Genomic DNA, 26,911 nt, shown 5'->3' on the forward strand with positions numbered 1-26,911 from the left:
GAAACATAAAAACTATTTTTTCCTTTTCCTTTTGGTAATGCTCGTTGTCACACTTTTTTTTGTTTCTATAATAAAATTTAAAGGTGCAGCTTAAACTACCTTTAGAAATTGTGCTTTCATAAAAGCAACTATATACTTTGTTAACCGATATAAACAAAGATGAGTAAAAAAGAAGTGACAATATATACGGATGGGGCGTGTTCTGGTAATCCTGGAGCGGGAGGATGGGCAGCTATCATATTATTTCAAGATTACAGAAAAGACATTTATGGTAGAGAAGAAAATACCACAAACAATAAAATGGAGTTAACAGCGGTGATCAATGGACTAAAAGTATTGAAATTTTCTTGTAATATTAATTTATATACGGATAGTCTTTATATTAAGCATGGCATAACAGAATGGATAAATAAGTGGAAAATGAATGGTTGGAAAACAAGTAATAAAAAATCAGTAAAAAATATGGAATTGTGGAAAGAGTTAGACAGCGTTGCCTCACAACACGAAATTGATTGGAAGTGGGTTAAAGCACACAGTGGCGATAAGTATAATGAGGAGGCTGATAGTTTAGCAAGAAAAGCAATAATCGATGCTTAAAAAAATCACTATATCACTTTCCATAGTTCTATTGTTCGTATTCTGCTTATTTGTCTTTTTTAAGGGTGAGAGTCCTTTAAAAATCAATATTAATTATATTAATTTTTATGTTAAACATAAAATATCAAAAATATTTGTTGGCTCAAGCGTTAATATGGAGAATACCTCAGTTGTTTGGCAGAAAGATGCGTATTTAGTCATTACAGATTTGGCAATAGCAAATCCTAATTTTACTATAAAAGTTCCTGAGCTTTTTGTACATTTTAAGTTAAGTTCCTTATTTAAAGCTAGCACAAATCTCTCTCAGGTTTCAGCTGATAATGTGCATGTATGTATCAAGAGAGAAGAAACTAATGCTAATCCGCAAAACTCATTAGACCTTTTGGATAATCATTATTTAAGTGATAACCACCTTCCTTCGGTGTCATTCCAGCGCGTGACTAGAAAAAAAGAAACCTGGATCCCAGTGTCAAGCACTGGGATGACAACTGGGATGACAGGGAAGAATTTCAAGATGACAGAAAGCAGTGCAAAAAATCTATTAAAAACAATAAGGGAATTNTTTTTTGACTTAAATGCGGATTCAAAAATTGAATTTACTAACATCGCTATTAATAAAGGCACAGAAGATAAATTTTTTATTGATAAATTATATATAGGGAAGGGGGAAGATTTTAATGTTTTAGATATTCATGTAAATACAAAAGATGGAAAGGGATTGTTGGACGATTTATCAATTACGATAAAAAATCGCAACAATTTGTTAAATGTGTACGGGACATTTTATGATCTAAAATTGGGACTATTGAGCGAGTTTTCTACATTAGTTAAAAGCTACAATTTGGACAAAAATATAGGATTCAAAGGAAGCTTCTCAGTGAAAATTAATAAAAAGGATGAAATTGTAGATGGAAATATATACGTATTGAATACAGAAAATTATTTGAACAAAAATTTGGCCTTAACTAATGTAAATATAAATTTAACATATAGTGATGGAATTATTAGTGTAAAAAACTTCCATTTTAAGTTAAATGACACGTATCTCTCTTTAATAGGCAAGATGAACTTTAGTACAAGTCATGCTTTGCTTAGAATTAATATTAGCAAGTTTGCTGTAAAGGATTTATGTACTTATGTACCAGATAGTGTAGTAAATAGTAAATTTAAAAGCTGGTATTGTGATAATATTAATGGCGATGTTTTAAATACCATTGTAAGTTTCAATGGCAAAATTAACAATTTAGTTGATAATGATTTCTCAGGTATTGTGATAGCTGCTGATATAGAAAATGGCAGCGTAAAATTTGATGAAGATTTTGAACAAATAAAAGAATTAAGCGGTGATCTTACTTTCAAGAATAACAATCTCAAAATTACTGTAAATAGCGCTAAGTTTCAGAATTTCACTATTAATGGTGGTGATATTGAAATGAAATCTCTCGATAAGGAAAATTCAGTTCTAACCATTAATGGCCAAGCTGTAAGTGATGCGTATGGTTTATATGAGCCTATAAGATTTAAGCTGGATGATGTGGTGAAGGTTGAAAGGGATAAAGTAAGTGGAATGGCAAAATCCGTATTTAATTTTCGCATTTCTAATCTAAACGCTGATGACAAAAAAGTAGATTTTTCGGCCAATTTTCATTCTGAAATTGACAATTTGGCCGTCTATAATGCAAGTCTTGGTAAATATGACATTAAGCTTAGTTTTGGCAGTGACTTTATAGATTTAAATGGCAGTGGTATGGTAAATAACACACAGCTATTATTTGACCTGAAAAGTAGCAATAGGAATGAAAGTTTCGCCTGGAATTTGACCGGAGATTTACCCGCTCAAATACTTAATTTTGATGGTGGCTATGTCAATACAAATATAGAATCGGTGATAAATCAAGATAAGACGGGATATGTTAATGGTAATATGGATTTATCAGAATTTGAATCACATTCAAGCTACTTAGGGTGGAAAAATCGTTTTGAAGATCACAATAAAATTTTGTTTTCTACAAGGCTAAAAGGAGCAGGTGAATTGTTAATAGACAAATTAGATGTTGTAGGAAATGACCTAGATATAAAATTCAGCGGAAGAGTAGAAAATGGAAATTTATATTTAAATTCTAGTAATTTTAAATTGCCTGATAATGATTTTAGTATAGAAATTGAATCAGGTAAGGAAAAAAATGCCATAACTATTTATGGTGAGGAAATTAACTTAAGTGATATTTTAGGCTTGCTTGGTAAAAACAGTAATGGATTAAACAAAGATATAGAGATTAGTATGAATGTTGACAATGTAATGATGAAAGAAGGCATCGTTATCAAAAATGCTAAGCTGAATGTAACCTGTACTAAAGGTAATTGCAATGGAAGTCAATTTACAGGACAGTTTCTAGAAGATAGCAGCAACATACTAGCGGAATACAGTGGAATAGGGCTCGAAATATATGCGGATAATGCAGGTATACTTTCGCGTTCCTTAGGCATTAGTAAATCAATTAAAAACGGCAAATTGTCTTTTTATCTCTCTCCTCAGAGAGAAAGTGGAGAACATTATGGTACGTTATCCATTAGCAATTTCTACATCAAAGATGCTCCACTACTCACTACTTTATTATCGATGTCTTCGCTTCCTGGTATTGTGAATGCTATAAAGGATGAAGGTGTATACTTTTATAAATGTAATGTACCTTTCTCATATAAAGATGGCTCTGTTGAAATTGAAGAATCTTGGCTTGAAGGGGCGGAGTTAGGTATTAGCACTGGTGGTAAGCTCGATATTAGAAATTATAAATTCCAGGTTGCAGGACAAGTAATACCAGCATATTCAATTAATAAATCTTTGTTAAAAATTCCTATAATTGGAAAACTTCTTACTGGTGGGAAAAGTAGGGGAATCGTTTCAATAGACTATAAAGCAAGTGGGGATGACAAAAACAATAACGTATCTGTTGATCTTATCTCTTCGCTAACTCCAAACCTATTAAAGAGGTTATTGGGAGTGTTTGATCGCATTATGACAAAAACTAACGAAAGCATTTTAAAAGGTAGTATGAAAAAGAAATTTAGTTCGATATGACCAAAAGGGAAGTGTTTTAACAAAATTATAGACAAAAATGCAAGAATTTCAGAATGATCCGCCTGGTTTTTTATTTAGTTGTTTAAGTAATACCACTCTCTTTTTGGAAACTTGATTATGATAAAGTAAAAGTTATTTCTTTATAAAATTATATAGCTAAAGTGACTTAGGTTTACCGATAATTTGAAAAACGTCATCCCGCTACTTGTTAGCGGAATCTATGCTGAGATACCGCGGCGGTATGACGTAGGAAAACCTTTCTTGGGTTAGCTATAGACAAAAAATGCAAGAATTTCAGAATGATCTACCTGATTTTTTATCTAGTTGTTTAAGCACCCTTTATCGCCTCCCCATATCTGCAAAGTCAACTGGAAGGGTAGGGGATAAAAGTTCGTTATTTTACTATATTAGGTCATCATGTTGGTGATAATCATGATTACATAGTGAGTAATTGCCTACGTAATTTTCGTCAGCATCGTGATTAACATCAGGTTTAAGCAAAGAAAGGTTAGCAGCAGAAGGTTGTTGCGTAGATTCATCAGATTTTTCCTCTTTAGACTCAAATAACCATGAAAAGAGTGATGAGATAGAACCAATAACGAATTTAATTGCTGAAAAAATATTGGATAAGAAATTACTGGGTTGCTGAGTGTCTTGCTGGTTACTTTTTTCTTCTTCTACATTACTTTGTTCTACTTCATTTGATTCTTCCACCTCTTGTTCAGGTTTACTTCTGCTTATAAATGTCTTATCTAGCTGTTTGAATATATGTTTGTCGGAGTTTTGAAAATACATTCGACTTATCTCCTTATTTTCATCAACAAAAATTACTACAGTTGCATTCTGACTTAATGGCCCCTCATTTAATCCATCACATTCACTAATGAGCGATTCATGAGAGTTCTTAATGTCTTTGATAAATTGAAGTTTTTCTTTTTCTGCTGAAAGATAACCTTTGTGTTGTATATCATAATTGGTCCCTTTGTACTTAAATTGCAACACTCCTGTAAACTCTGTGTATTCATCGCCTTTTTGTTCTTCTTCTGCCTCTTCTTCAGACTTACTTCTGCTTATAAGCGTCTTATCTAGCTGTTTGAATATATTTTTGTCGGAATTTTGAAAATACATTCGACTTATCTCCTTATTTTCATCAACGTGAATCGATAAAACTGTATTCTCATTCCCCAATCCATCACATTCACTAACGAGCGATTCATGAGAGTTCTTAATGTCTTTGATAAATTGAAATTTTTCATCTTCTGAAAAGTCCTTGCATCTTACGTTATAAGTGGTGCCTTTGTATTTAAAACTAAATATCCATCCACGGTCTTCATATTTATCTACACCCATCTGCTTGCAAATAGCTTTATAATTTTNTTCTTCTACCTCAAGTCCAATTGCATTTGCCATCAGCTGACCATTTACAAAGTCCAATTCTCTTACTTTTGCTTCGGAAAGCTTAAATTGAAACACATGACCGAATTCATGAGCTAAAACGTTGTCCGTATAGGCGTTTTTATAGAGCAATACGCTTTTTCCATTTGTCATCCCACCAGAAGTGTTGAGCGAAGATTGACTCCATGAAAACCCAGGAACCAAAGTGCCATATCTCCTATAATCATCTCCATTATTAAAAATATAGGTATGCACAGTAACTTGAGTATCACTATCCATACAAAACTTTGCTTTATATGCCTCATAGGCATTTTGAATATCAAGCTTTATTTGATCTTGCTCCCGTTGCGATACATTGTCATAATGTATTACGCAATTCAACTTTCCATATTCAAAATTGAATTGATTAGGTAATACATCTTGTAATCCTACGTATTTTGTATTCTCACCAAAGTTTTTTGATTGTGCAGTTTTATATAGATTATTATAGTATGTAATAGAGTTTCCGTTAGGCAACTTAGGTATCTGCGCAATCGCTGTTCCATTACTATCATAGAAGAAAATATCAGAATCACCAATCCTAAAATCCTTTATAGATTGCCCGCAAGTGCCATCATTTGCACAATCGTGATGATTTGGGTCAGTCTTCTTATAAAACCATGCATTAGTGTGTTTTCCCATTTTGATACCTCACTACCAAACCTTACTATATTATTATCTTGGTAAAAATCATAATAATTCGTTAACTTGTATTTTAAATCTGTATCAAATGTGCTTTTCTCGTAAGGTATCAATTGTGAAGTAATTAACTTTATTTGTTTGAAACTTTGCTGAAATAGCTCTTTATTATGTAATTTTATTTTTAGCGTTGCTTCTTATGTTATGTAATTTTATTTTTAGCGTTGCTTCTCAGAGCATGTCTTCAAACTCAAGAATGAGCTAATTTGTGAAGCATAATAGTGATCATATTAAAAAAGATGTTATTTTTTGAAGTGAGAGGAGAATGCTCATAATCCTTACTCATACGTCTAAAATTGGAGAGCCAAGCAAAGGTTCTCTCAACAATCCAACGTTTAGGAATAACCTGAAATCCTGTATCAACTACTTTCTTGGTAATCGTCAACAAACATCCAGTTTCCAATAAACAGCGGTTTTGCAATTTACCTGTATATCCTTGATCAGCAAAAAACTTACGTAATGTTGGAGCTTTGCATTTGGCTTGAACAAAAAGATTTAGTGCACCATCACGATCTTGAATGCTTGCACTGTGTACTTCAGCAGCAATTACAAGACCTAGAGTATCTACAACGATGTGGCGTTTTCTACCCTTTACTTTCTTGCCAGCATCATATCCTCTGGATCCCCTTTNTTGAGTGGTTTTTACTGATTGACTGTCAATTATTCCTACTGATGGAGTTTCATTCTTACCAATTATCTTTCTTAGTTTTTTAACTAGAAAATCATGAATTTCTTGCCATATTCCACTTTTTTTTAAACGCGAATTACAACTATACACGGTTTTCCATGGTGGAAAATTCTTAGGTAGTTGTCTCCATTGACAGCCTGTTCTCATCACATACCTTATTGCATCGATAATCGTTCTGATACTGTGTTTTCTTGGTCTGCCGGTCTTTTTAGGTTCAAAATATTGCTCTATCATCTTCCATTCTTTGTCACTTATATCGCTTGGGTACATTTAAAATATATCTTATAACACACTTCTTAACTCCTTTCTACTTAGTTTGAAGACATGCTCTTATGTTATGTAATTTTATTTTTAGCGTTGCTTCTTATGTTATGTAATTTTATTTTCCATAATATACATTATGTAATTTTCAATGCTAATAAAACTATTTCCCAACCTTTTAAACAGCAACTTGTCGAACCTCCGGATTAGTACTTAAAAGGAATTATTAAAGTACCTCTTTAAGATTAAATTGCTACTTTAAAAACACTTAAAATTTCAATTTTTAGTTCTAACATAGCCCTTTATTTGTCTTTTTTTTTAAAGTATTGCTTTACTAATTGGGCTGATTGTTTTACTTGACTCACGTTCATTTCCCATATCTAAGAGCATGTCTTCAAACTCAAGAATGAGCTAATTTGTGAAGCATAATAGTGATCATATTAAAAAAGATGTTATTTTTTGAAGTGAGAGGAGAATGCTCATAATCCTTACTCATACGTCTAAAATTGGAGAGCCAAGCAAAGGTTCTCTCAACAATCCAACGTTTAGGAATAACCTGAAATCCTGTATCAACTACTTTCTTGGTAATCGTCAACAAACATCCAGTTTCCAATAAACAGCGGTTTTGCAATTTACCTGTATATCCTTGATCAGCAAAAAACTTACGTAATGTTGGAGCTTTGCATTTGGCTTGAACAAAAAGATTTAGTGCACCATCACGATCTTGAATGCTTGCACTGTGTACTTCAGCAGCAATTACAAGACCTAGAGTATCTACAACGATGTGGCGTTTTCTACCCTTTACTTTCTTGCCAGCATCATATCCTCTGGATCNCCCTTTTTGAGTGGTTTTTACTGATTGACTGTCAATTATTCCTACTGATGGAGTTTCATTCTTACCAATTATCTTTCTTAGTTTTTTAACTAGAAAATCATGAATTTCTTGCCATATTCCACTTTTTTTTAAACGCGAATTACAACTATACACGGTTTTCCATGGTGGAAAATTCTTAGGTAGTTGTCTCCATTGACAGCCTGTTCTCATCACATACCTTATTGCATCGATAATCGTTCTGATACTGTGTTTTCTTGGTCTGCCGGTCTTTTTAGGTTCAAAATATTGCTCTATCATCTTCCATTCTTTGTCACTTATATCGCTTGGGTACATTTAAAATATATCTTATAACACACTTCTTAACTCCTTTCTACTTAGTTTGAAGACATGCTCTAATAACCCTAGTTTTGGTTTTAGTATTTTTGTTTCTCATTTCTAACACTCCTTTCTTTTACTATTTTATAACTTACTTATTTTAAGTGTCAGATCAAACTTATTTAATACATGAAAGAAGTTTATTCTTTTTGCTTCTAATTTTTCTATTTTTTACTGTAAATTTTTGCAGAGTTCTCTTACACTCACTCTTTGATTACCTTTTTTGTCTTGCTTTGTTTATCTGTTTTAATGCTCCACTAAACGGGTACCCAATTGTTCAACGCTATCAATTTCAATTTGTAAAGTGTCCTTTATAAACTTATCAGCCTGGTCTGTACTCATAAAAACTGTATGTTTATTGGGCATTAATTTTTCTATTTCTTTGTCCTTCAGATGAGATGTGCAATTATAGCTATGCTTTTTGAGATCCAGAAATTTAGCAAAGCTATTACAATCGTTCTCATGGTGAAAGGTTACATTTATACCTACTATTTCGTCCGTTTTTTGCAACTTTCCATTTTTAGCTATCTGTGCCTTAGCAAGCGCAACTGTAGGTTGATGGCCATAATTTGCTCCAATAATTCTTCTTATTGAGTGTTCTGTTGCCATTTTTTGCACTTCGGGATTTTCATCGAACTCTTTCAAAAAATTAAGGTGTAAGTTAATATATTCAGAGTATTTCAACTTGTGTTTTTTATGTATAGTTGGTTTGCAGGGCAGTTCATTTGTAGGTGACTTATAGCTTGCAAGAAGCAACTTTTGTTCATACTGTTCATTATATTCTTTTACTCCTTTAAAATGTCTTTCATATTGAGTCAATCCATCTTTTCCTTTTTTCTCCATCCTTTTCAAGAATTTCTCTACCGGCTCTTGTTTTGCTGGAATAATTTTGCGTATAAGCGGAATTTGTTTTTGCAAGCTAACCCAATATGGTAAGCAGACAACTTTTGCATCTTTCGAAAATAGACCTTCTAACTTTTTCACTGCATTGTACAAATTTGCTGATTCTGGTTTATAATGCCCACTATTATTGTCTATATAAGTTATTTTACCATTTACCACTTNTTTTATTAAACCAGAACATAAAACTGGCCTACCACCTGCAAGAGTTGAATGACGATAAGCCCATTCGCTTTTATTAACATTAATATGTTCATGAGTGACTAGCTTTCCATCAAGCGTGATCACATAAGCTACACAACCTTTTTCTCCCTTACTAATTTTATCAGTTGTATCATATAGTTTGCCTTTAAAGCCTTTTAACTTATTACCTTCTATTTCTGGCATTAAGTCTATGTATAATTTTCCTTTATAAGTAATTTTAGTATGTTCTACTTGATCATCTGGAGTAAAATACTTAACCTTTGTATTAGTTCCAGGGATTTTTCTTCCTTCGACTCCAACTTCTGGAAATAAATTATAGCGTGGAAGAAAATATGTAAATTTACTTTCTATCCAGTGTAAAATTCTGTTTATAATACCAAAAACTTTTTTGTTACCTAAATCAATAGAGAGTTGCTGTTCTTTTGGTACTGTTTTATGATTGGACTTTGTACCAGATTTGCCAAATTCTTTGGCAGCATATTTAAACTTTTCTAGTAAATATTCCTTACGCTCTTTTGATACTGACATTTTTACCTCACCAACTATTATTTTATTCTATATCACTTTAGACAAAACATCAACTTTTTCCTTAGTATGTTAATAAAATGAAACTTGAGTGAGAAATATTTAAGTAATAATTTTCCGCCACAAACAATACTTTCTTTGTTTGCTAGTGCAATAGAAGTCTAATCTACTTTCAGTTCTTCAGTATGTAAACTGCGCGGTAAGGACTCTAATTCCTTTGCAGCACTTAAACTTTTATTTTTTGCATGTATACCAAGCTTATTGAATTCTCGGGCAGCAGGAAACACCCTTGCTTCAAGCGAACCAGCAGTTTTATTATAATGATCAACAGCACTTTTTAAGCTCCTGCGCAAATTATCAAAGTTTTCGCCCATTGTGCAAATGCGCTCATATAAAATATGACCTAGTTCACTGATTTTCTTTGCGTTTTCAGCTATCATCTCCTGCTTCCATCCATACGCTATTGCTCTCAGCAACGCAATTAGAGTGATCGGTGTTGCAATGATCACTTTTTTCTCCACTCCAATCTCTATCAAAGCAGGCTCATACTCCAGTGCTGCGCTAAAAACCCCCTCCCCTGTTAAGAAAAGCACCACAAGTTCTGGCGTATTTTCAAATTGATTCCAATACTCTTTTTTACCCAAGTCATTTATGTGTTTCTTTATTGCCAGGGAATGATTCTTTAATTTCTCCTTTTGTATTTGCAAATCATTTTGTGATATAGCATCCATGTAAGAATCAAGCGGCACTTTAGCATCTATTATTATTTGCTTTCCAGATGGCATTTTGATTATTAAATCAGGACGCAATAAATTATCCTCGTTTTTATCAACCACTGACGGCTGAGTAAAAAAATCGCAATATTCAATCATTCCCGCCATTTCTACCACCCTTTTGAGCTGCATTTCACCCCACTTTCCTCTGATGTGAGGCTTTCTCAAGGCATTAGCAAGGCTGGAAGTTTGGTTCATCAGCGCTCCAATTTGCTCCTTTAAACCTTCATAGGCCCCTACCCTCTCTTTTTCCAGCTCACGTATTTCATTATCAAATTTTTCTAATTTTTCTTTTATTGGAGTTACAACTTCGTTGATCGTTGCTTGTCTTTTCTTGAAATCGCTTTCCGTTTCTTTTAATTTACTATCGATTACTTCCTTTGCTAAGTTCAAAAAATTGTTATTGTTCACTTGCAAAGCATCAAAAGAAAGTGCTTTAAAAGTATTTGTGAGCCTCTCCTCTGCTTTTGTGAGTAATTCTATTTCCTTTTTCTTTTCCTCACGTTCTTTTTGGAGAGTTACTTCAAGTTCTGCTTTTTTGATCCTTAAATCAACTATTTCTTCATTCTTCGTAAGCAAACTTTGTTTTGTCTCTTGAAGTTCTTGCTCTAATTTACATAAATTACCCTCAAGGTTTGCTTTCTTTTCGCTCAGTTTTTTTACGATAATGTAGAAAAATAGTAATAGAGAGACAACCAGAGCTATAGAATTGAAAAGCATCAGAATAAAAAAACTGTATCTATAATTCTATATGATTTCTGTGTGTATAGCTATAAGTAACGACGTCATACCGCACACAACCGTACGAATGTCTAGTTTAGTTATAAAATGTATATAAAATATTAACCGCTGATGTCATCCCAGTGCGTGACACTGGGATCTAAATTTTATGAAAAACTATTATATTTATATACTTGCAAGTAGACACAATAAGGCTCTATATTATACTAAAAGATGTACTATTACTAGCGCCTGGTGTCGTTGCAGAACTAGCAATTTCTGATTTAGGAACCTTAATCGGATCTTTAGATATTCCAGTTATGTCAGTAAATCCTTTGCTTTCTTCTAAGCCTAGCATTTTTTTCATTTCTACTGGGTCGCCAGATACAATTTTACCATCTTGAGTTGCTATTGAATTTATAGCGAAATATTGAAGCTCATTCTCATTACCAGGATTCACACACATGTTAGGACCGGTAATTCGGTGTATACCTTTAGCATGTTCTACATATACTAGATATTCCTCTGAATTGCTCGGATTCTTACTGGCCTGCATAAAATCTTCCTTATCTGCGTTTACAACTAATCCTAATTTTTCACCACTAACTTCTATACGTTCAGACTTAGGTTCATTAAGATCTGCTTTAGAACTTGCCGGTGGTTGATCAGGATTAGCTTCTTCATCTAGAATTTTTGGTATTGTAGTTTTTGATTGATCATTTGCTTGAGCAGGTTCATGTCTCTCATTACCTGAAGGTCCCTCTTGCTGTGATGTATTTTGTTTTGCTTTACCACCAAATAACCACTTCCAACCTGATGAAATTTTTCTTGCAATCCATGAAATTCCTGTGTGATCAGCAATCCACTTAAAAACTCTTTTTATGCTTTTCCACATATTTTACTCCTATAATTAATAAAAAATAAATAATGTTTAAGTATTACACATTAATTTCAACTTGTCAATTTTCTCTTATGGAAAGAAAGTATATGGCATAAAAAGAAGTAAAAAGGTTTTGAAGGCGGTGCTGTGGAAGTTTTTAGTACTTGCTCGCAACTTTCAACAATTTAATAGCACTGGTGTTTACAACCTCTCCGCCAACACGCTTAGTGACAAAAAACCTCACATAAGGTTTATTCGTATAAGGGTCTCTTAATATTCTCATTCCTCTGTTATCTACAATCTTATAAGCTTGTTTGAAATCTGCCATTGCAATTACTGGTAGCTGAATGTTTGATGCAGGTGGCATATCGGCAGACTGGTATACTGGCACTCCCATTAAGGTATCTGGAGCTTTAAGCGACAAACTTGGTTGCCAGAGATATTGACCTGTTTGAGCTTTTAGTAGCCTAATGTCCTTCAACGTACTCCTGTTCATCAAAAATGACGCATTTTTGGAATAATATTCGTCCAGAGAGTAATACAACATCATTATTGAATCACTATCTAATTTTTCAGTTTTAACTTGCTCTATTTTATTATAACTGTTTCCATTTTCATAAGCTAAAATTCCTTTTGGTTGAAAAGTGCCCTCACCCTTAATGAAGGCTTCGCTTTCTTCCTTACTAAAAGTCTCGGCAATCTTTTCCACCAGCCAACTCTCAACATCGACAAACGCATCATCGAGTAACTTTTGTGATATCTGTGGTTGAGCATATAACTCGTAAGTCGTGATAGAAATCTTTTGGATTTTAGGCGTGTCCGTATCTTTTGCAAAATCATACTTAGATTTATTGCCACCGTCCTCATCATCTACTGTTTCACTGCTCCAACCTGCACCGGCACGGTCAAAATCTTCTATAATGTAATCCAATGTTTCAGTAGAGATTCTTTGACTGGAGCATATTTGTCGCATTGGAGACGAATCAGTTACGCGCTTGTTTATGCGTTTTACAATATGCGGAGTAACTAGATACCCTCCGATATCATTATCATCTCCACTGAGGGTTTTGTGTGATAAACCGCTTTCTATTCCCTTGCGGATATAATCAGAAAAATATTTATCGCTTGTGCTAAAATCTGTATTTACTTCTGGACGTTGAGCTGCAGTTTCGATCAAGTCTAAACGCTCTTTGCAACTATCAATGGCATTATTTACCTTGCATAGCTGCTCAATCGTTGCAGAATCAGCACGCCCTTTGCTTTCAATTTCTTTTAGTTTGCGATCATTTATTAATTTAAATTGCTCCCATGATGAAGCGAGTTCATTAATACGGTGAGCGATATCGGTAAGTGACATAATAGCCTCCTTTGAAAATAAAATGGAAATGGAAATAAGGTAATAGGAATGGCATCCATAGATGTTTCCCACATCTGTACGAACATTGCAATATGGTACATAGTAAATGATGTCATTCCAGCGCTCCCTTTCTTGTCATCCCAGTCTGGGATCCAGATTGGGCACTAAGTTGGTAAACACGAAAGCGCTTTACAACGTTTTTGATGGAACTGTGCGAAAGGACTGGATGCCAGACTGGAATGACATCATCTGTTGTGCAATTTACCTTTAAAAATGAATGTTCGTACAGTTATGTGCTTGGCACTGAAATAGCATCATTTTTATTTGTTGAAAATATAAACCGGAAAATAACGTGGCACAAAGTGCCACGCTTAGTACTGTAAGCTTAATCCAGTAATTAAATTAAGCGAGGTAAAACAAAAGATAATAACACTATATAATGTTCGTTTTTTTATGTCAAGCACTTTTTTTATCTGCTTCAATTAGTAAAGGATTTCAGTATTAATTCTGCACTACCTGCAGTTTTTGTAACGGGTCTGCCAATGACGATATAATCAGCTCCTGAATTTATTGCTTCTTTTGGTGTTGCTGTTCTTTTTTGGTCGTCATGACCTGGATCTATACGAATTCCTGGAGTAATAATTTTCAAGTCTTCACCGCATTCTCGGCGCACTTCCTGAGCTTCTAGTGCAGAACAGACTATTCCATGGAGTCCAATCTTTTTTGCAAGCTTTGCAAGCAAAATTACCTGTGATTTTGCCTCTCTTGCTACTCCAAGCTCGTTTAAATCCTCATTGCTCATACTAGTTAGCACTGTCACTCCAATCAGCTTTATTTTTGTGCCTTGCACCACACTTAGTGCTTCTTCAAGCATTTTTGTCCCACCGCTGATGTGCAGAGTTAACATTTCAACGTTCAGAACTTTTATTACTTCAACTGTTTTAGCTACAGTGTTTGGAATGTCATGCAATTTCAGATCTAAAAAAATTGGTACATTGCATTTTGCAACTTCTTGCACTCCAGAGAGACCATGAGCAGCAAAAAATTCTAATCCCAGCTTTACCATGCCAACTTTACCACGCAGAGCATTAGCCAAAGATATGGCCTTATTTAAGTCTTGTGTATCCAGTGCGCATATTATTGGGTTCATTATCTTGCATAATTTTTTTTATAATAAAGCTAATTATTATGTTTTGCAAATACCTTCACTCTGACTACGTTCATAAGATTCTGTCAATAGTGAATTTGGCAACTTGGTCGGAGTGGATGAGCGACTGACAGGTAATGATTCATATCCAAGATCTTCCAGCGAAGAAGAAGGCGTTTTGTCTGGCAAAAGCCGTGCAATTTCTTTTTGTAACGCAAACTTTAATATTTGAATCGTATCTAATATTGCTTTTTCATCATTATTTCTTATTGGTTCTTCTATATTGTCTGTTACGCATCTTATCAACAGTTGCGCAAAATTTACTTGTTCTTTCTTCTCTTTCAAAAAACCTTCTTCAAGTTGTTCTATTTGACTGTCTCGCTCTAAAAGTAAATTTTTTAAACCTTTTACCTCATTGTTACAATCTTTTCTTATTCCGTCTAACTTAAAAGACTGATTTTCAATTAAACCATTTGCTTCATCTAACTCTTCGAATTTCTTTTTTAATTCTTGAGATAAGTTTTTATTTTTCTGATTAATTTCTTTAAATCTACATTGTAACTCATNCTAATTCTGCATAAAGTTCTTCTTGTCTTTTATACAATTCTTCTTTTTTATTATATAATATATGTTTTTCTTTACATAATTTTTCTATTTCCTTACATAATTCCTCTTTTTCTTTAGATAATTTTTCTATTTCCTCATTCAATTTTTTATTTTCTAATTCTTTGCATTGATTATTGTCTACTTTCCTTTTCAATTCCGTTATGCGTTTTTCTTTTTCAGCTAGATTGCCTTCTTTTTCTTGTAAATGTTCACACAAACGCGTGATTTCATAAAGTAATTCTTCTTCTTGCTTACCAAGCTCATCTTTTTCCTTCGNNTTATCTTTTTCAACTCGTCTGTTATTTCAAATATGTGATTCGCTTTGGCTTTTAATCTTTTCTCTAAAGATTTTTTTCNTTCAAGAAGAGATTCTCTCTCAACTTCTGACTCATTTACTTTCTGAGCCAATTTTTTTGCTCTCTTGTCTAAATTTTGCTTTTCTCGAGTTAATTCATGTTTTAATTTTTCCACTTCTTTGTTTGCAGCTTCTTCAGCTTCTTTGCCTAGAGTTATTTTATTTTCTAACTCTTGCTCTTTTTGAGCGAATTTATTTCTCTCAACCTCTATTTNTTTATTATTACTAATTATTTTATATAAAAGTGCAAGCACCAAAACAGATAATGCAGCTAAAGCGAGAGTTAGAGGAAGAGGCACATTAGAAGTTACAGTAAGCGCTAAAGATGTAAGTAGCGTAAAAGTAGCCAGAGAACTAGCTACAAAATAAAATGTGTTAGCTTTGTTAAACAAATTGCTCATTACTCCCTCTTTACACACACAACTTCGGCAGTCTTGTTTATATCTGTTAAGATTCTCTTACTTGTGGGAGTGTTAAATATTCACGATCACCCTGGACTTACAGAGTTAAGCTTTAGCCAAGATTATTTGTTCTATTTTTAAAAGGCGATATCTTAGAGTTGCTGAAACTTGCATTAGGACTTTTTTGATTTTGTGGCCCTGAGTTTTCTTTATTCTCATTAGAAGATCTTCTTTTGTTCTTTTTTGGAGACTTTCGTTCATTTTGCAACTTAAGTACACTTTGGCCTAATTCACCCGAAGTTGAATTACCTATTGCATTTGTTTGAGTGGATTCCGCAATTGGAGATATGAGAAAATCTGGAAATTCTTGAGTAGAAGCCGTTCTTGGTGTGGATGTGTAAGGTAATTTTGGTTTCGAAAATTGTCCATTAGTAAACTCACTTTTACCTGTTCCTTCAAATTCTGATGAATGTTCACTGCTTGTCGTATCATTGCGTGACAAATATTGCTCATCAATTTCTTCTAATACCTTATGTTTGACAAATCTGGTTGCAAATAATACTGCTCTTCTTTCAAGATCTCCCATCTCTTCATTTTTTTTGTTAATTCTTCTACCTCGTTTACCTTGTTTGTCATATATTCTATTATCTGTTGTGCAACACTCTTTTTCTCTTCTAACAAACCTTTCTCAAGAAGTTCCCTGTTACTGGATTCATCAAAAAGTAAATCTTGTAACTTTTTTACCTTACTATCACAACCTTTCTGTATCCTATCTAACCCATCAAGCAGCTCATTAATGTAAACCTTTTCATTATGTAACTCTCCAGATAAATTTTCCTTTTCTTTGGTGATTTCTCCAATTTTTACACGCAAATTTTCTATTTCACTTTTCAGTCCCAATATCTCTGTTACTTTCTCACCCAATAACTTCCCTGTTTTCTCGCTTTTATCCTCTAATTCCTCGATTTTTTTCTCCTTTGTTTCTAACTGCATTCTTAATTGTTCTTTTTCTTCACACTCATCCCCCAATTCTTGTGTNNTTTGGCAGCTAACCCTTGAGTTTTCTGATCTAATTGTTGCTCTGTGGTAGCTTGTTGTCCCCTTAACCGATTCACTTCCTTATTTAACCCTTCAACTTTACCTTCTAAACCTTTTATCTTTTGCTCTGACTCAGCTTTTTCCTTCTGCAGCTTATCGAGAGTATTTTTATTGCCGGCTTTCAGTTGTTCTTTCTCATCATTTAACTTCTTCACTTCGCTTTCCAAATCTTGTTTTTCTCGAGTNTAATCTATTTGATTGATTCTTCACTTCTTTATTTACAGCTTCTTTAGCTTTCTCTCCCAGAGCTATTTTATTTTCTAACTCTTGTACCTTACTCTCAAATTGTTGTTTTAACTCTTGCTCTTTTTCAGCAAATTTATTTCTCTCAGCCTCCATTTTCCTATTCTTGCTAATCATCTTGCATGAAAGTGCGAGTATCAAAGTAGATAGTATAGATAAACTCAAGGCAACAGGAAGAGCTACATTAAAGGCTGCAATTGGAGATAAGAATGCAACATAAGGAGCAACAGCGAGTGTCCCAGATGCAAGCAATGCCAAAGTAGCAAGAGTACCAGCTATAAGATATGGCGCATTAGTTTTATTATATAGATTTCCCACTATCGTTCCCTCATAAGNTAAAGCTATCGTTATGGTAACGCTCACATTAAAGGAAGTCAANNAAATTTAACATAAAAATCAATATAAATCTATATTCACTATGTATTTCTCGTCTTCAGTTTCAAGCTCAGACTGCATCCACTCTATCGTTTCCGCATTGCAAACTGCCTGCAAATCATCCTGTGCGGATTGATCCAACTTATCCTCTTGTACGCTCGCTTTTATCATCAACTTTTTTATCATATGCTTAACTGATACATTATTATCTGCTTTTATCTTTCTGATAATGTTTAATATCTGCACGCAATTGTCTCCCATTTTCTCTGAATATTTATCGTAGATAAGCTCTTCTTTGCTCGGCCAATTACTTTGATTGTGTACAGAATTATAACTATACAACTGGTGGTATATTTCTTCCGTAATGTACGGCAGAAAAGGTGCAAATAACCGCAAAATAATATTCAGTACATATGCCAAACTTTGCTTTGCACTTAAATTTGCTTCATCACCATATACGCGTTTTTTTACCAATTCTAAGTAATTATCACAAANATCTTTCCAAAAAAATTCTTCCACTGCGCTCAAAGCTTCACAATATTCAAACTGCAATAGGTTGTTCGTTGCCTTTTCTATAACTTTGCATAACTTAGACAATATCCACTTATCCATCGTCTCACTGACGGAATTTATGCTCAATGCTTGATGTTTTTCGATGAACATGGAAACAAGCTTGCTGGCATTCCAAAGTTTTGTAATGAGGCGCTTGCCAATTTTGAATATATTTTCAGAGTAGACTGTATCAACTCCAAGCCTTGAGTTTGCTGCCCAATAGCGCACTACATCAGCTCCATAAGTTTCAAGTATTACATGAGGAGTGATGATGTTACCTTTTGATTTACTCATCTTTTTCTTATCATCGGCTAAACACCAACCGCTGATCATAATGTTTTTCCAAGGTAAAGAATTTTCATGATAATGTGCCTTTAAAATAGTATAAAAAGCCCAAGTTCTTATTATCTCATGGCTCTGGCTGCGCAGATCTGCAGGAAATATCGCATCATAGCGATGATTTGGTAAGCTAAACTCACTGTTTACTGCCAGTGCATTCAATTGGGGAGTAATTGAACTTGTGGCCCAGGTATCCATTACATCTTGATCTGGGATAACCTCTTCTTTGCTATACCCTTTTGGCAAATCTTTGAGTGGATCTATAGGTAGATCCTTTATCTCAGCTAGAATAATTTTACCTTCTTCTCCCTTACGGTTGGAATACCACGCTGGAAATGGCACACCAAAATAACGTTGCCTTGAGATGCACCAGTCCCAATTTAGCCCTTCTATCCACACTTCCATGCGTTTACGCATAGTAGCTGGATGCCAATTGCATTCTTTTACTTTATCTAATACTTGAGCTTTTTGCTTTAAGGTCTTGATAAACCATTGATAAGTAGGCAATATCTCAAGTGGTGCACCAGATCTTTCTGCACACTTAACAGAATGAGAAATGTTAGTGCTTTCTATTAAAAGACCCTTTTCAGTTAGGATTTCGATCATCCTCTTTCTTGCTGCTGTAACTTTCAATCCATTTATTTCACTATAGATTCCAGTGTCAGCTACTTGAATGACATCATTCAGGTTCATCCTCCCATCCTGATCGATGATAATTTTCATCGGCAGATTATGCTTTTGCTGCCAATATATGTCGAGCTCATCACCGAATGTACAACACATAACAAGCCCAGTGCCTTTATCTATTTTGACCTTATCGTCAGCAATGATTAGTGCTTTTTCCTTTGTTATTGGCACCACCGCTGTTTTTCCGATCAGATGGGTGTAGCGCGCATCCTCTGGATGACAAAAAACTGCAACACATGCGGGAAGTAACTCAGGTCGCGTAGTTGCAATGTTGATCTGCTCATTTTCTTCAGTAGAGAAAACTATCGTATTTAAGGATGACTCAAAAACTTTATCTTCTATTTCTGCTTGCGCAATTGCGGTTTTATCAACCGAATCCCAAAGGATGGGCTGCATTTTTCTATACGCATATCCCTTATTATATAGATCGATGAATGACATCTGTGAAAGCGTCACAGTTTCCTTGCTGATCGTGTGGTATTCCAAATCCCAGTCATAACTAATGCCGACCAATTTAAATAATTCCTTGAATTCTTGCTTTGATTTCTCAATAACTTCATGGCACATCTCTATAAATTTTTCTCTGCCAACTTCTTTTGCACGGGTTTTATAGGTTTGTTCAACCAATCTTTCAGTGGGAAGCCCATTATCATCAAACCCAATTGGATAAAACACATCTTTCCCCAGCATGCGCTGAAACCTTGCAATAAAGTCCGTGTGGCAATAGCTAAATATATGGCCGATATGGAGTTTTCCCGATATTGTCGGTGGAGGTGTGTCTATAGTGAAAGTGTTATCCTTTTCACCATTCCACTTATAAACTTTACTGCCTTCCCATAATATGTTGTATTTGTCTTCAATTTCTTTAAAGCCGTATTTTTCTTTTAACATAAATATTTCTTAAGTTTCAAGCTCTAAGTTAGCACAATTAAGCAAATACGGCTACGCCAAAATTTTACGAGCATAACACACTATGAAAAATATTACTTTACGTTAAGTTTTAAAAGCATTATACTGCCTAAATAATATTTATATGAGGTTTAATATGTTTAGTAAAACATTAGAAGAAAAATTATTAGATAGTAGTCAGAACTTAAGCAAGAAAGATAAAGAAGCAATATTATCTGTACGGGACGAAACTGAGAAGAAAATAACAGACTTACAAACTCAATTGGCTGAAGCTGCGCAGAATAAAAATAAAGCACTAGAAGATGCAAAGAAACAAGCTGAGGAGAAACAGCAAGAATTACAAGGTGAAATAAACACATTAAAGGATGAAAAACAGAAAGCTGAGGAAGCATTAAAAGCTCAAAACAATACAAAAGAAGTTGCGGACTTAAAGCAACTGTTAACAGATAAAGAGACTGAAATAACAGCATTAAAAGCTCAAAACAATACAAAAGAAGTTGCGAACTTACAGGAACTGTTAACAGAGAAAGAGAATGAAATAGCACAACTAAAACAACAACAGCCAAATGCTGAAGTTGACAAACTGAAGGCAGACTTAACAGCTAAAGAGAAAGAAGTTGACAAGCTAAAGAAGGAAAATAAAGAACTAGAAGCTAAAAACAAAACAACTGAGCAACCAAAACAAAGCAATGGCAGCACGGTACACTGCTGGTATTGGTATGGGTCTTGCTGCTGGATTGGTAGCATTTACTGCACTTGAACGTACAGTTAGATTAGAGATGTTAGTAATGATTGGTATAGCAGTAGCATCTGCACTCGTAGCTGGTGGTATTACATATGCAGTATTACCTAGTACTCAAGTAGATGGAGTGAAAGCACAAGAAGTAAGTGGGGATAAGAAAAGCAAGTAATAAGGGTTGAGCTATAGTATCAAGTTAAGCTTAAAATATGGTTGAATAGTTGTGTGTATAATTATTAATCTTTTCTCAGTATTTTTACTATGGCTCTTTCTAAATTTCTCGATCCCAAGGATGATGTTGCACTCTGGCGTATCTGTAGGGTCGAGAACTGGCGCGCCTCTTTAGGGTTTGGTGGCTGATCCATTATTTTCATCCTGGGCCTCAATCCAAATTCCCATGTTAACGTTTCCAGCTCCCGCCTCGTCAAACGCAGCATCCGCACTACGCTTTCCTAGCAGATTCTTTACCAAAGTTTATAACATATTGTACTGGTGATGCTTTCGGTTTGTAATACCTTATTCTGTAGTCTGAATATAGACCCAGCGTTTTGTATATCCATTCGCTACTCCATTTCTTCCAACCAAACCCTTTCTTTGCTTTCCTGGCTCGCATTAAATTGCGTCTTACCTTCTTTTCCACCCAGTGTTTTACGTAACTGAACTTTCGACTAGAGTTTCCTATCCTAAAGTAGTTTACCCACCCTCTCAATATCGGATTGATGTCATTTATCACTCTTTTTATCGGTTGCGATTTATGGCGCCGAAATATTTCCTTCAACTTGCGTAGCAGGTTTGTTCGTGCTTTCATCTGCGGTGTTTTCTTGACATTCCACTTTCCTTGTTTTGTGATATTCTCTTGAAAATCAAACCCTAGGAAGCTAAATGTTTCTCCTTTCTTTAGGTTGATGACTTTTGTCTTTTCTTCATTTACGCTCACTTCTAGTTTTGCTAATTCTTCTTCCAACCTTCTGTATACTGCTCTTTCTAGCCATTCCCGTTTCGGGTGTTCACTAATCAGTATCACTAAATCGTCTGCCCATCTGGCATATTCCATACGTTGGTACTTTCCTTCTTTGGTCACCTCTTTTGCTTTCTCCAACATTTTATCTACCTCATTTAGGTATATATTGCTTAGTAGTGGCGAAAGTGGTGATCCTTGTGCTATTCCTCGTTTTCCTCCTGTTTTGAGGATTAGCTTAATCATGCGCATGATTTCTTTGTCATTTATTCTTTTGGCAATCTTTTCCATCAGAATATGATGTCGCACATTGTCGAAGTAGGATTTCAGATCTACGTCAATTACTTTTGTATTGCCTTTGATTGCTGCTTCCGTTACTTTTTGTACTGCTTCATGCGCATTACGCTTAGGTCTATATCCGTATGATCCTTTTTGGAAGTCTGATTCGAATATCGGTTCAAGTATTAGCTTCAGTGCTGTTTGCACTATTCTATCCCGGATGCAGGGTATGTTCAACTTTCTGAATTTTCCTCCAGATTTTGGTATTTCCTTCCTCCGGTTCCTATTTGGGCTATAGGTCTTGGTTATTAGTTCGTGTCTTATTTGTTGAAGATACTTTTCTAAGCCTTCTGCCTCTATCGATTCGAATGTCATCCCATCTATTCCTGGTGCCCCATTACTCTTCTTTGTTAGTTTATATGCTTCTTCCAGTGTCTCCATCTTGCAGACGTGAACATAGATTCCCCAGAATCGCCATTCCGGTTCTGCTTTCGCTTTGATATATATCTTTCTTCTCAGGTCTTGTAATTTTATTGGCATTTTTATCATTTTTACCTTTACCTTCCTTTTGTTAAAAGATTTCTACTAGCAGGGTGCCTTTGCTCCATGAGCGTTGCCTCACTTCTTCACTACTACGCACCCATCCGCCACCCTCTCATCTTCGGTTCACTTCCTGTTTTCCAGTTATAGAACCTATCTCTCCAAGGTATTTCTCCTTGGGATGAGGAGGGCTTCTCCAGTTGCTTTGTATGTCCTCATTGCCATGCCGTTACTAACACCCCGCTGAAGTAGACCAATCGTTTCATTCGTTTTTCGTCTGGTCTATTCTGTCTTCGCCAGTACCAAGATGGCTCGACCTTCAGAATATTTCTTTCGAGGCAATCTGTGTATTCGCTTTCGCTACGGCCTGGTAATTCGCCATTATCCTACGATAATGTTGTCGGTAGGCTTCAACATTTTGGTTTCCCTCCATGCTGCTACCCAAGCTACAGGATTCCGACTTTTATCCTGGTAGGTCTATCTCCTACTGAACAATACTCACCTTCTCTGGACGCACTTGGTACTGAAAAAAACAAAGATACTCTCATTCACTTTCTCAATGATATATTGGACTTCACTGGCAAAGATGAAATAGAAGAAATAGAATTTCTCAGCACTATCATGGATGCTGAAACTGCCTCTGATAGACAAAGTATAGTTGATGTTCTTTGCAGGGATTCTAGTGAGTCCAGATATATCATTGAGATGGTGCGACCTGAAAGTCTTCGGTCATATTGTTTGAAGGGAGCTTCAGAAAGAAACTGAAAGAGTTCTAAAACTTATTAAACCAGATGTCACCTAACCCACTGTTGTATGACAAAAAGTCCTGCAATAAGTCATTAATTGCAAAAATTTAATATAAATTATAAAATAAATCCACTGAATAAAAAATATATGCTAATTAGTACAACATCAGAACTGGAGAATACATGTGAAGAGTTAATAGCAAAAAAACCGAAATTTATAGCAGTCGACACGGAGTTCATTAGAAATAATTTAACCTACTACCCAAAATTATCGTTAATTCAAATTTCTTATGGAGAGAAGAGTTTTGTTGTAGACGCATTAGTGCCAGAAATTGATTTGTCATTCATTAAGAAAATAATGCTGAATCAAGAAATAACTAAAGTGTTTCATAGCTGCCGGCAGGATATAGAATCCTTACTCACTGTGTTTAAATGTATTCCCACTCCCATTTTTGATACCCAAGTTGCTGCTATGTTTTGTCATTATTATCATGACTTTATTGGTTACTCAAAAGTAGTAGAGCAATATCAAGGAGTAGTGCTGGATAAAATTAAAGCTAAAAATTCAGATTGGTTAAGGCGTCCGTTGTCCGAGGATCAGTTAGACTATGCAATAAACGACGTGGTACACCTATATGACTTATACCAAATATTGTGCAATAAACTTGAAGAAAATAATAGGATGTGTTGGTTTCAAGAAGAGATGGAATCAATAGTTAATATAAATAAGTATTTACATAGTCCAAAAGATGCATGGAAGAGAATTAAATTTAATTATGAAGCAAATCCAAGATTGGTATTAACTGTTAAAGCAGTTAGTGAATGGCAAGAGACCTTAGCACAGCGCTATAATATGAACCGTAATAAAATAATCAATAATGCTGTAATAGCTGATTTTATTGAAAAAAATGTAGAGCATGTTGATGAGATTTTAGATGATCTCAAGAGGAATACAAAAAATATAAAAGATGCGGATTTACTAGAGTTTGTGAATATTTTTAATGAAAATGAGAGAAATTGGATGCAGCAAAACAACACCTTATCGAGTAATTATGACAAATCTGTACTTGATATACTCTCAATTATTTTAGATAGTAAATGTAAAGAAAGTAACATATCAAGGAAATTAGTTTCTTCAAAAGATGAGTTAACCGGGTCAATATCTGGACAGACAGATAAATTATTCAAGGGATGGAGATATGATTTTTTTGGCAGGTCAGTTGAATCATTTTTGAACACAAGCTCAAAATTTGAGATTTCAGCAGTGAAATCCGCAAATAATACAACTAAAATTCGGAGTGATTTGGTGGAGAATAACTGTTGCTAAAGTAACTTAGATTTATCGACAATCGTCATTCTGCTGCTTGTTAGCGGCCAAGTGACGGTATGACAAGGGAGAACAGTTGCTATGTGTTAGCGGCTAAGAGATACCGCGGCGGTATGACGTAGAGCTACGTGTTGAGGTTTAATGAATTCACTATTTTTTTTATTTGAGAAAAAACATACTCTTTGCTTACACTGGTGTCGATAATAAAGTCACTCATCTTCCTTTTCTCCTCAATAGATAACTGAACATTGAAGATTAAATTTAGCTTTTCTTTATCTATGTTGCGTTCGTTAAGTCTTTGAGCTTGCACAACGCTATCTGCATAGATAAAAATAATAAGGTCACAGTATGAATGAAATTTTGTTTCTAATAGAAGTGGCACATCTAAAACTAAAAGCTTTCTATCGATCTTTTTTTCCTTAGCAATAAAAAATTCTAATTCACGCAGCACAGCAGAGTGAACCAAAGATTGAAATTGTTTCCAATTTTCATCGTAGGCTAAGAAATATTTAGACAGTACTGTTCTATCTATTTCACCATTTGCCACCACTCCAGGAAAATTTTTTTCTGCATAACTTATTATGCTTTTATCCACTTTATAAAGTTGGTGTACAACAGAATCAGCATCAAACACAGCAGCACCAAACTCTTGAAAGCAATTAGTTACAAAGCTCTTTCCTACCCCAATTCCGCCTGTTAGACCTATGATCATATAGCAAAATACATTAACTTCTTTCGAAACTATATTTACAGTAGCTGCTGTGTCTACTAAAAACCCAAATTTGGCTATGCAGAGGCTCTGATGATATAAGAAAAAATAAACAGCTATTATTTTTTTAGTAATTAAGTAAAATAGAGTGAAAGATTGCGAGGAAGTTTTGAAAAATAAGATAAAAAAGATAGTAATTTCAGGAAAGGAAGTGTGGCCAATCATTGAGGGCGGCAAAGGCATCGCAATCAGTGATGGAAGGTCAAGTGGAGCATTTGCTGCAGCAGATGCTGTGGGTACGTTTTCTGGTGCAAATGCTAAGCTTATTGATGATAATGGTGAGTTAGTGCCGCTGATTTACAAAGGCAAAAAAAGAAATGAAAAACACAGTGAATTGATTGAGTATAGTATTAAAGCTGGAATCAGTCAGGCAAAAATAGCGAATGAAATATCAAAAGGTCATGGAAGAATACATATGAATGTGCTTTGGGAGATGGGAGCAGCAGAACGCGTGCTTCATGGCATATTAGAAAAAGCAAAAGGCTTAGTTCATGGTATTACCTGCGGTGCTGGTATGCCTTATAGGCTTGGAGAGATTGCAGCTAAATATCAGGTTTATTATTACCCTATTGTCTCATCGGTGCGTGCTTTTAAAGCATTATGGAAGCGTACTTACCAAAGAATATCTTCCTATTTGCTTGGTGGAGTAGTGTATGAAGATCCATGGCTTGCTGGAGGGCACAATGGACTCAGTAACAGTGAAGACCCAGAGCTACCACAGGCTCCATTTGAAAGAGTTGCAGAGCTTAGATCTTTCATGAACGAGATCGGTCTTTCAGAAACACCAATTGTTATGGCAGGAGGAGTGTGGCATTTGAAAGATTGGGAACATTGGTTTGACAATCTGCAAATTGGACCAATAGCTTTTCAGTTTGGCACTCGTCCACTTTTGACGAAAGAAAGCCCAATTTCTGCAGAGTGGAAAAAGAAGCTACTCACTTTAGAAGAAGGTGATGTATTTTTAAATAAATTCAGTCCAACAGGGTTTTACTCATCTGCAGTAAAAAATAACTTCATACGTGAGTTACAGGAGAGAAACTTACGTCAAATAAAATTTTCAGAAAATGCCAGCGAAGAATTTAGTAGTGAATTTGCAATGGGTAGCAGAGGTAGGAAGATCTACCTTACTTCAAAAGACAAAGAGCTGGCAAATACATGGACTAAAGCAGGGTATACAGAAGCAATGAAAACTCCAGATACAACTGTTATTTTTGTGACACCAGATAAATTTAAACAAATAAGAGAAGATCAAATCAATTGTATGGGATGCTTAAGTCATTGTTTGTTTAGCAATTGGAAGGATCACGGCGACCATTCCACAGGACGAAAGCCAGATCCACGGAGTTTTTGTATACAAAAAACACTGCAAAACATTATACATGACGGCGATATTGAAAATGAACTCATGTTTTCCGGGCACAACGTGTACAAATTTAAGCAAGATCTGTTTTATGAGAATGGCTACGTACCGACAGTAAAAGAGCTGGTGGAAAGGATATTGACTGGGTATTGAG

Annotated in this window: 19 protein-coding genes and 1 pseudogene; 7 read left to right on the forward strand and 13 right to left on the reverse strand. The window is 34.9% G+C overall.

The window, feature by feature from the left end; translation table 11 throughout:
• The first annotated feature begins 159 nt into the window (after nt 1-159).
• Nucleotides 160-597, forward strand: a complete 438-nt coding sequence (rnhA, locus tag NOX90_RS03305) for a ribonuclease HI (protein ID WP_375604496.1) — start codon at nt 160-162, stop codon at nt 595-597.
• Entirely contained in the window at nt 590-3,676 is a 3,087-nt protein-coding gene (locus tag NOX90_RS03310; protein ID WP_375604497.1) for an AsmA-like C-terminal domain-containing protein, read from the forward strand. The genes rnhA and NOX90_RS03310 overlap by 8 nt, the downstream gene beginning before the upstream one ends.
• A 2,323-nt stretch (nt 3,677-5,999) precedes the next feature.
• Here the strand turns inward: NOX90_RS03310 and NOX90_RS03315 are convergent.
• From NOX90_RS03315 to NOX90_RS03365, 11 genes are all read right to left on the reverse strand, one after another.
• Nucleotides 6,000-6,767: an IS5 family transposase gene (locus NOX90_RS03315; protein WP_375604498.1), complete on the reverse strand. Its 768-nt coding sequence runs from the start codon at nt 6,765-6,767 to the stop codon at nt 6,000-6,002.
• A 391-nt stretch (nt 6,768-7,158) separates the two neighbouring features.
• The gene (locus tag NOX90_RS03320) at nt 7,159-7,926 is read right to left on the reverse strand and encodes an IS5 family transposase (RefSeq protein WP_375603768.1); all 768 of its coding nucleotides are present in this window, start codon (nt 7,924-7,926) and stop codon (nt 7,159-7,161) included.
• A 288-nt stretch (nt 7,927-8,214) separates the two neighbouring features.
• Complete coding sequence (locus tag NOX90_RS03325) at nt 8,215-9,600, reverse strand: hypothetical protein (RefSeq protein ID WP_375604499.1); 1,386 nt, start codon at nt 9,598-9,600, stop codon at nt 8,215-8,217.
• Between the two features lie 158 nt (nt 9,601-9,758).
• Nucleotides 9,759-11,090, reverse strand: a complete 1,332-nt coding sequence (gene rmuC, locus NOX90_RS03330; protein WP_375604500.1) for a DNA recombination protein RmuC — start codon at nt 11,088-11,090, stop codon at nt 9,759-9,761.
• A gap of 217 nt (nt 11,091-11,307) precedes the next feature.
• On the reverse strand, nt 11,308-11,985 hold the full coding sequence (locus tag NOX90_RS03335; protein WP_375604501.1) for a hypothetical protein: 678 nt from the start codon (nt 11,983-11,985) through the stop codon (nt 11,308-11,310).
• Between the two features lie 142 nt (nt 11,986-12,127).
• Complete coding sequence (locus NOX90_RS03340) at nt 12,128-13,327, reverse strand: phage major capsid protein (RefSeq protein WP_375604502.1); 1,200 nt, start codon at nt 13,325-13,327, stop codon at nt 12,128-12,130.
• Nucleotides 13,328-13,805: 478 nt separating this feature from the next.
• Nucleotides 13,806-14,477 (reverse strand): orotidine-5'-phosphate decarboxylase, encoded by a 672-nt coding sequence (gene pyrF, locus NOX90_RS03345; RefSeq protein WP_375604503.1) that lies wholly within the window; start codon nt 14,475-14,477, stop codon nt 13,806-13,808.
• A gap of 36 nt (nt 14,478-14,513) precedes the next feature.
• Nucleotides 14,514-14,819 carry a hypothetical protein gene (locus NOX90_RS03350; RefSeq protein WP_375604504.1) on the reverse strand — a complete coding sequence of 102 codons (306 nt, stop codon included), beginning with the start codon at nt 14,817-14,819 and terminating at the stop codon, nt 14,514-14,516.
• Between the two features lie 1,129 nt (nt 14,820-15,948).
• Entirely contained in the window at nt 15,949-16,422 is a 474-nt protein-coding gene (locus NOX90_RS03355; RefSeq protein WP_375604505.1) for a hypothetical protein, read from the reverse strand.
• A complete protein-coding gene (locus NOX90_RS03360; RefSeq protein WP_375604506.1) occupies nt 16,359-16,829 on the reverse strand; it encodes a hypothetical protein in 471 nt (156 codons plus the stop codon). The genes NOX90_RS03355 and NOX90_RS03360 overlap by 64 nt, the downstream gene beginning before the upstream one ends.
• A 744-nt stretch (nt 16,830-17,573) precedes the next feature.
• Nucleotides 17,574-20,021 (reverse strand): valine--tRNA ligase, encoded by a 2,448-nt coding sequence (locus NOX90_RS03365; protein WP_375604507.1) that lies wholly within the window; start codon nt 20,019-20,021, stop codon nt 17,574-17,576.
• Between the two features lie 154 nt (nt 20,022-20,175).
• Between NOX90_RS03365 and NOX90_RS03370 the strand changes: the two genes are divergently transcribed.
• Nucleotides 20,176-20,799 (forward strand): hypothetical protein, encoded by a 624-nt coding sequence (locus NOX90_RS03370; protein WP_375604508.1) that lies wholly within the window; start codon nt 20,176-20,178, stop codon nt 20,797-20,799.
• 28 nt (nt 20,800-20,827) lie between these two features.
• Nucleotides 20,828-20,950, forward strand: a complete 123-nt coding sequence (locus NOX90_RS03375) for a hypothetical protein (protein WP_375604509.1) — start codon at nt 20,828-20,830, stop codon at nt 20,948-20,950.
• Between the two features lie 270 nt (nt 20,951-21,220).
• Here the strand turns inward: NOX90_RS03375 and ltrA are convergent, their stop codons facing one another.
• Nucleotides 21,221-22,564, reverse strand: coding sequence for a group II intron reverse transcriptase/maturase (gene ltrA, locus NOX90_RS03380; protein ID WP_375604510.1), 1,344 nt, complete (start codon nt 22,562-22,564; stop codon nt 21,221-21,223).
• A gap of 456 nt (nt 22,565-23,020) precedes the next feature.
• Here ltrA and NOX90_RS03385 point away from each other — a divergent pair.
• Together NOX90_RS03385 and NOX90_RS03390 are read left to right on the forward strand one after the other, a co-directional pair.
• Nucleotides 23,021-23,263, forward strand: a pseudogene (locus NOX90_RS03385) (PD-(D/E)XK nuclease family transposase); the annotation flags it as partial.
• Between the two features lie 186 nt (nt 23,264-23,449).
• Nucleotides 23,450-24,628, forward strand: a complete 1,179-nt coding sequence (locus NOX90_RS03390) for a ribonuclease D (RefSeq protein WP_375604591.1) — start codon at nt 23,450-23,452, stop codon at nt 24,626-24,628.
• Between the two features lie 124 nt (nt 24,629-24,752).
• Here the strand turns inward: NOX90_RS03390 and coaE are convergent, their stop codons facing one another.
• A complete protein-coding gene (gene coaE / locus NOX90_RS03395; RefSeq protein WP_375604511.1) occupies nt 24,753-25,340 on the reverse strand; it encodes a dephospho-CoA kinase in 588 nt (195 codons plus the stop codon).
• A 166-nt stretch (nt 25,341-25,506) separates the two neighbouring features.
• Here coaE and NOX90_RS03400 point away from each other — a divergent pair, with 166 nt between their 5' ends.
• The gene (locus NOX90_RS03400; protein ID WP_375604592.1) at nt 25,507-26,910 is read left to right on the forward strand and encodes an NAD(P)H-dependent flavin oxidoreductase; all 1,404 of its coding nucleotides are present in this window, start codon (nt 25,507-25,509) and stop codon (nt 26,908-26,910) included.
• Nucleotide 26,911 lies beyond the last annotated feature (1 nt).

The organism is Wolbachia endosymbiont of Anurida maritima, from assembly GCF_042182995.1.
Taxonomy (GTDB): Bacteria; Pseudomonadota; Alphaproteobacteria; order Rickettsiales; family Anaplasmataceae; genus Wolbachia.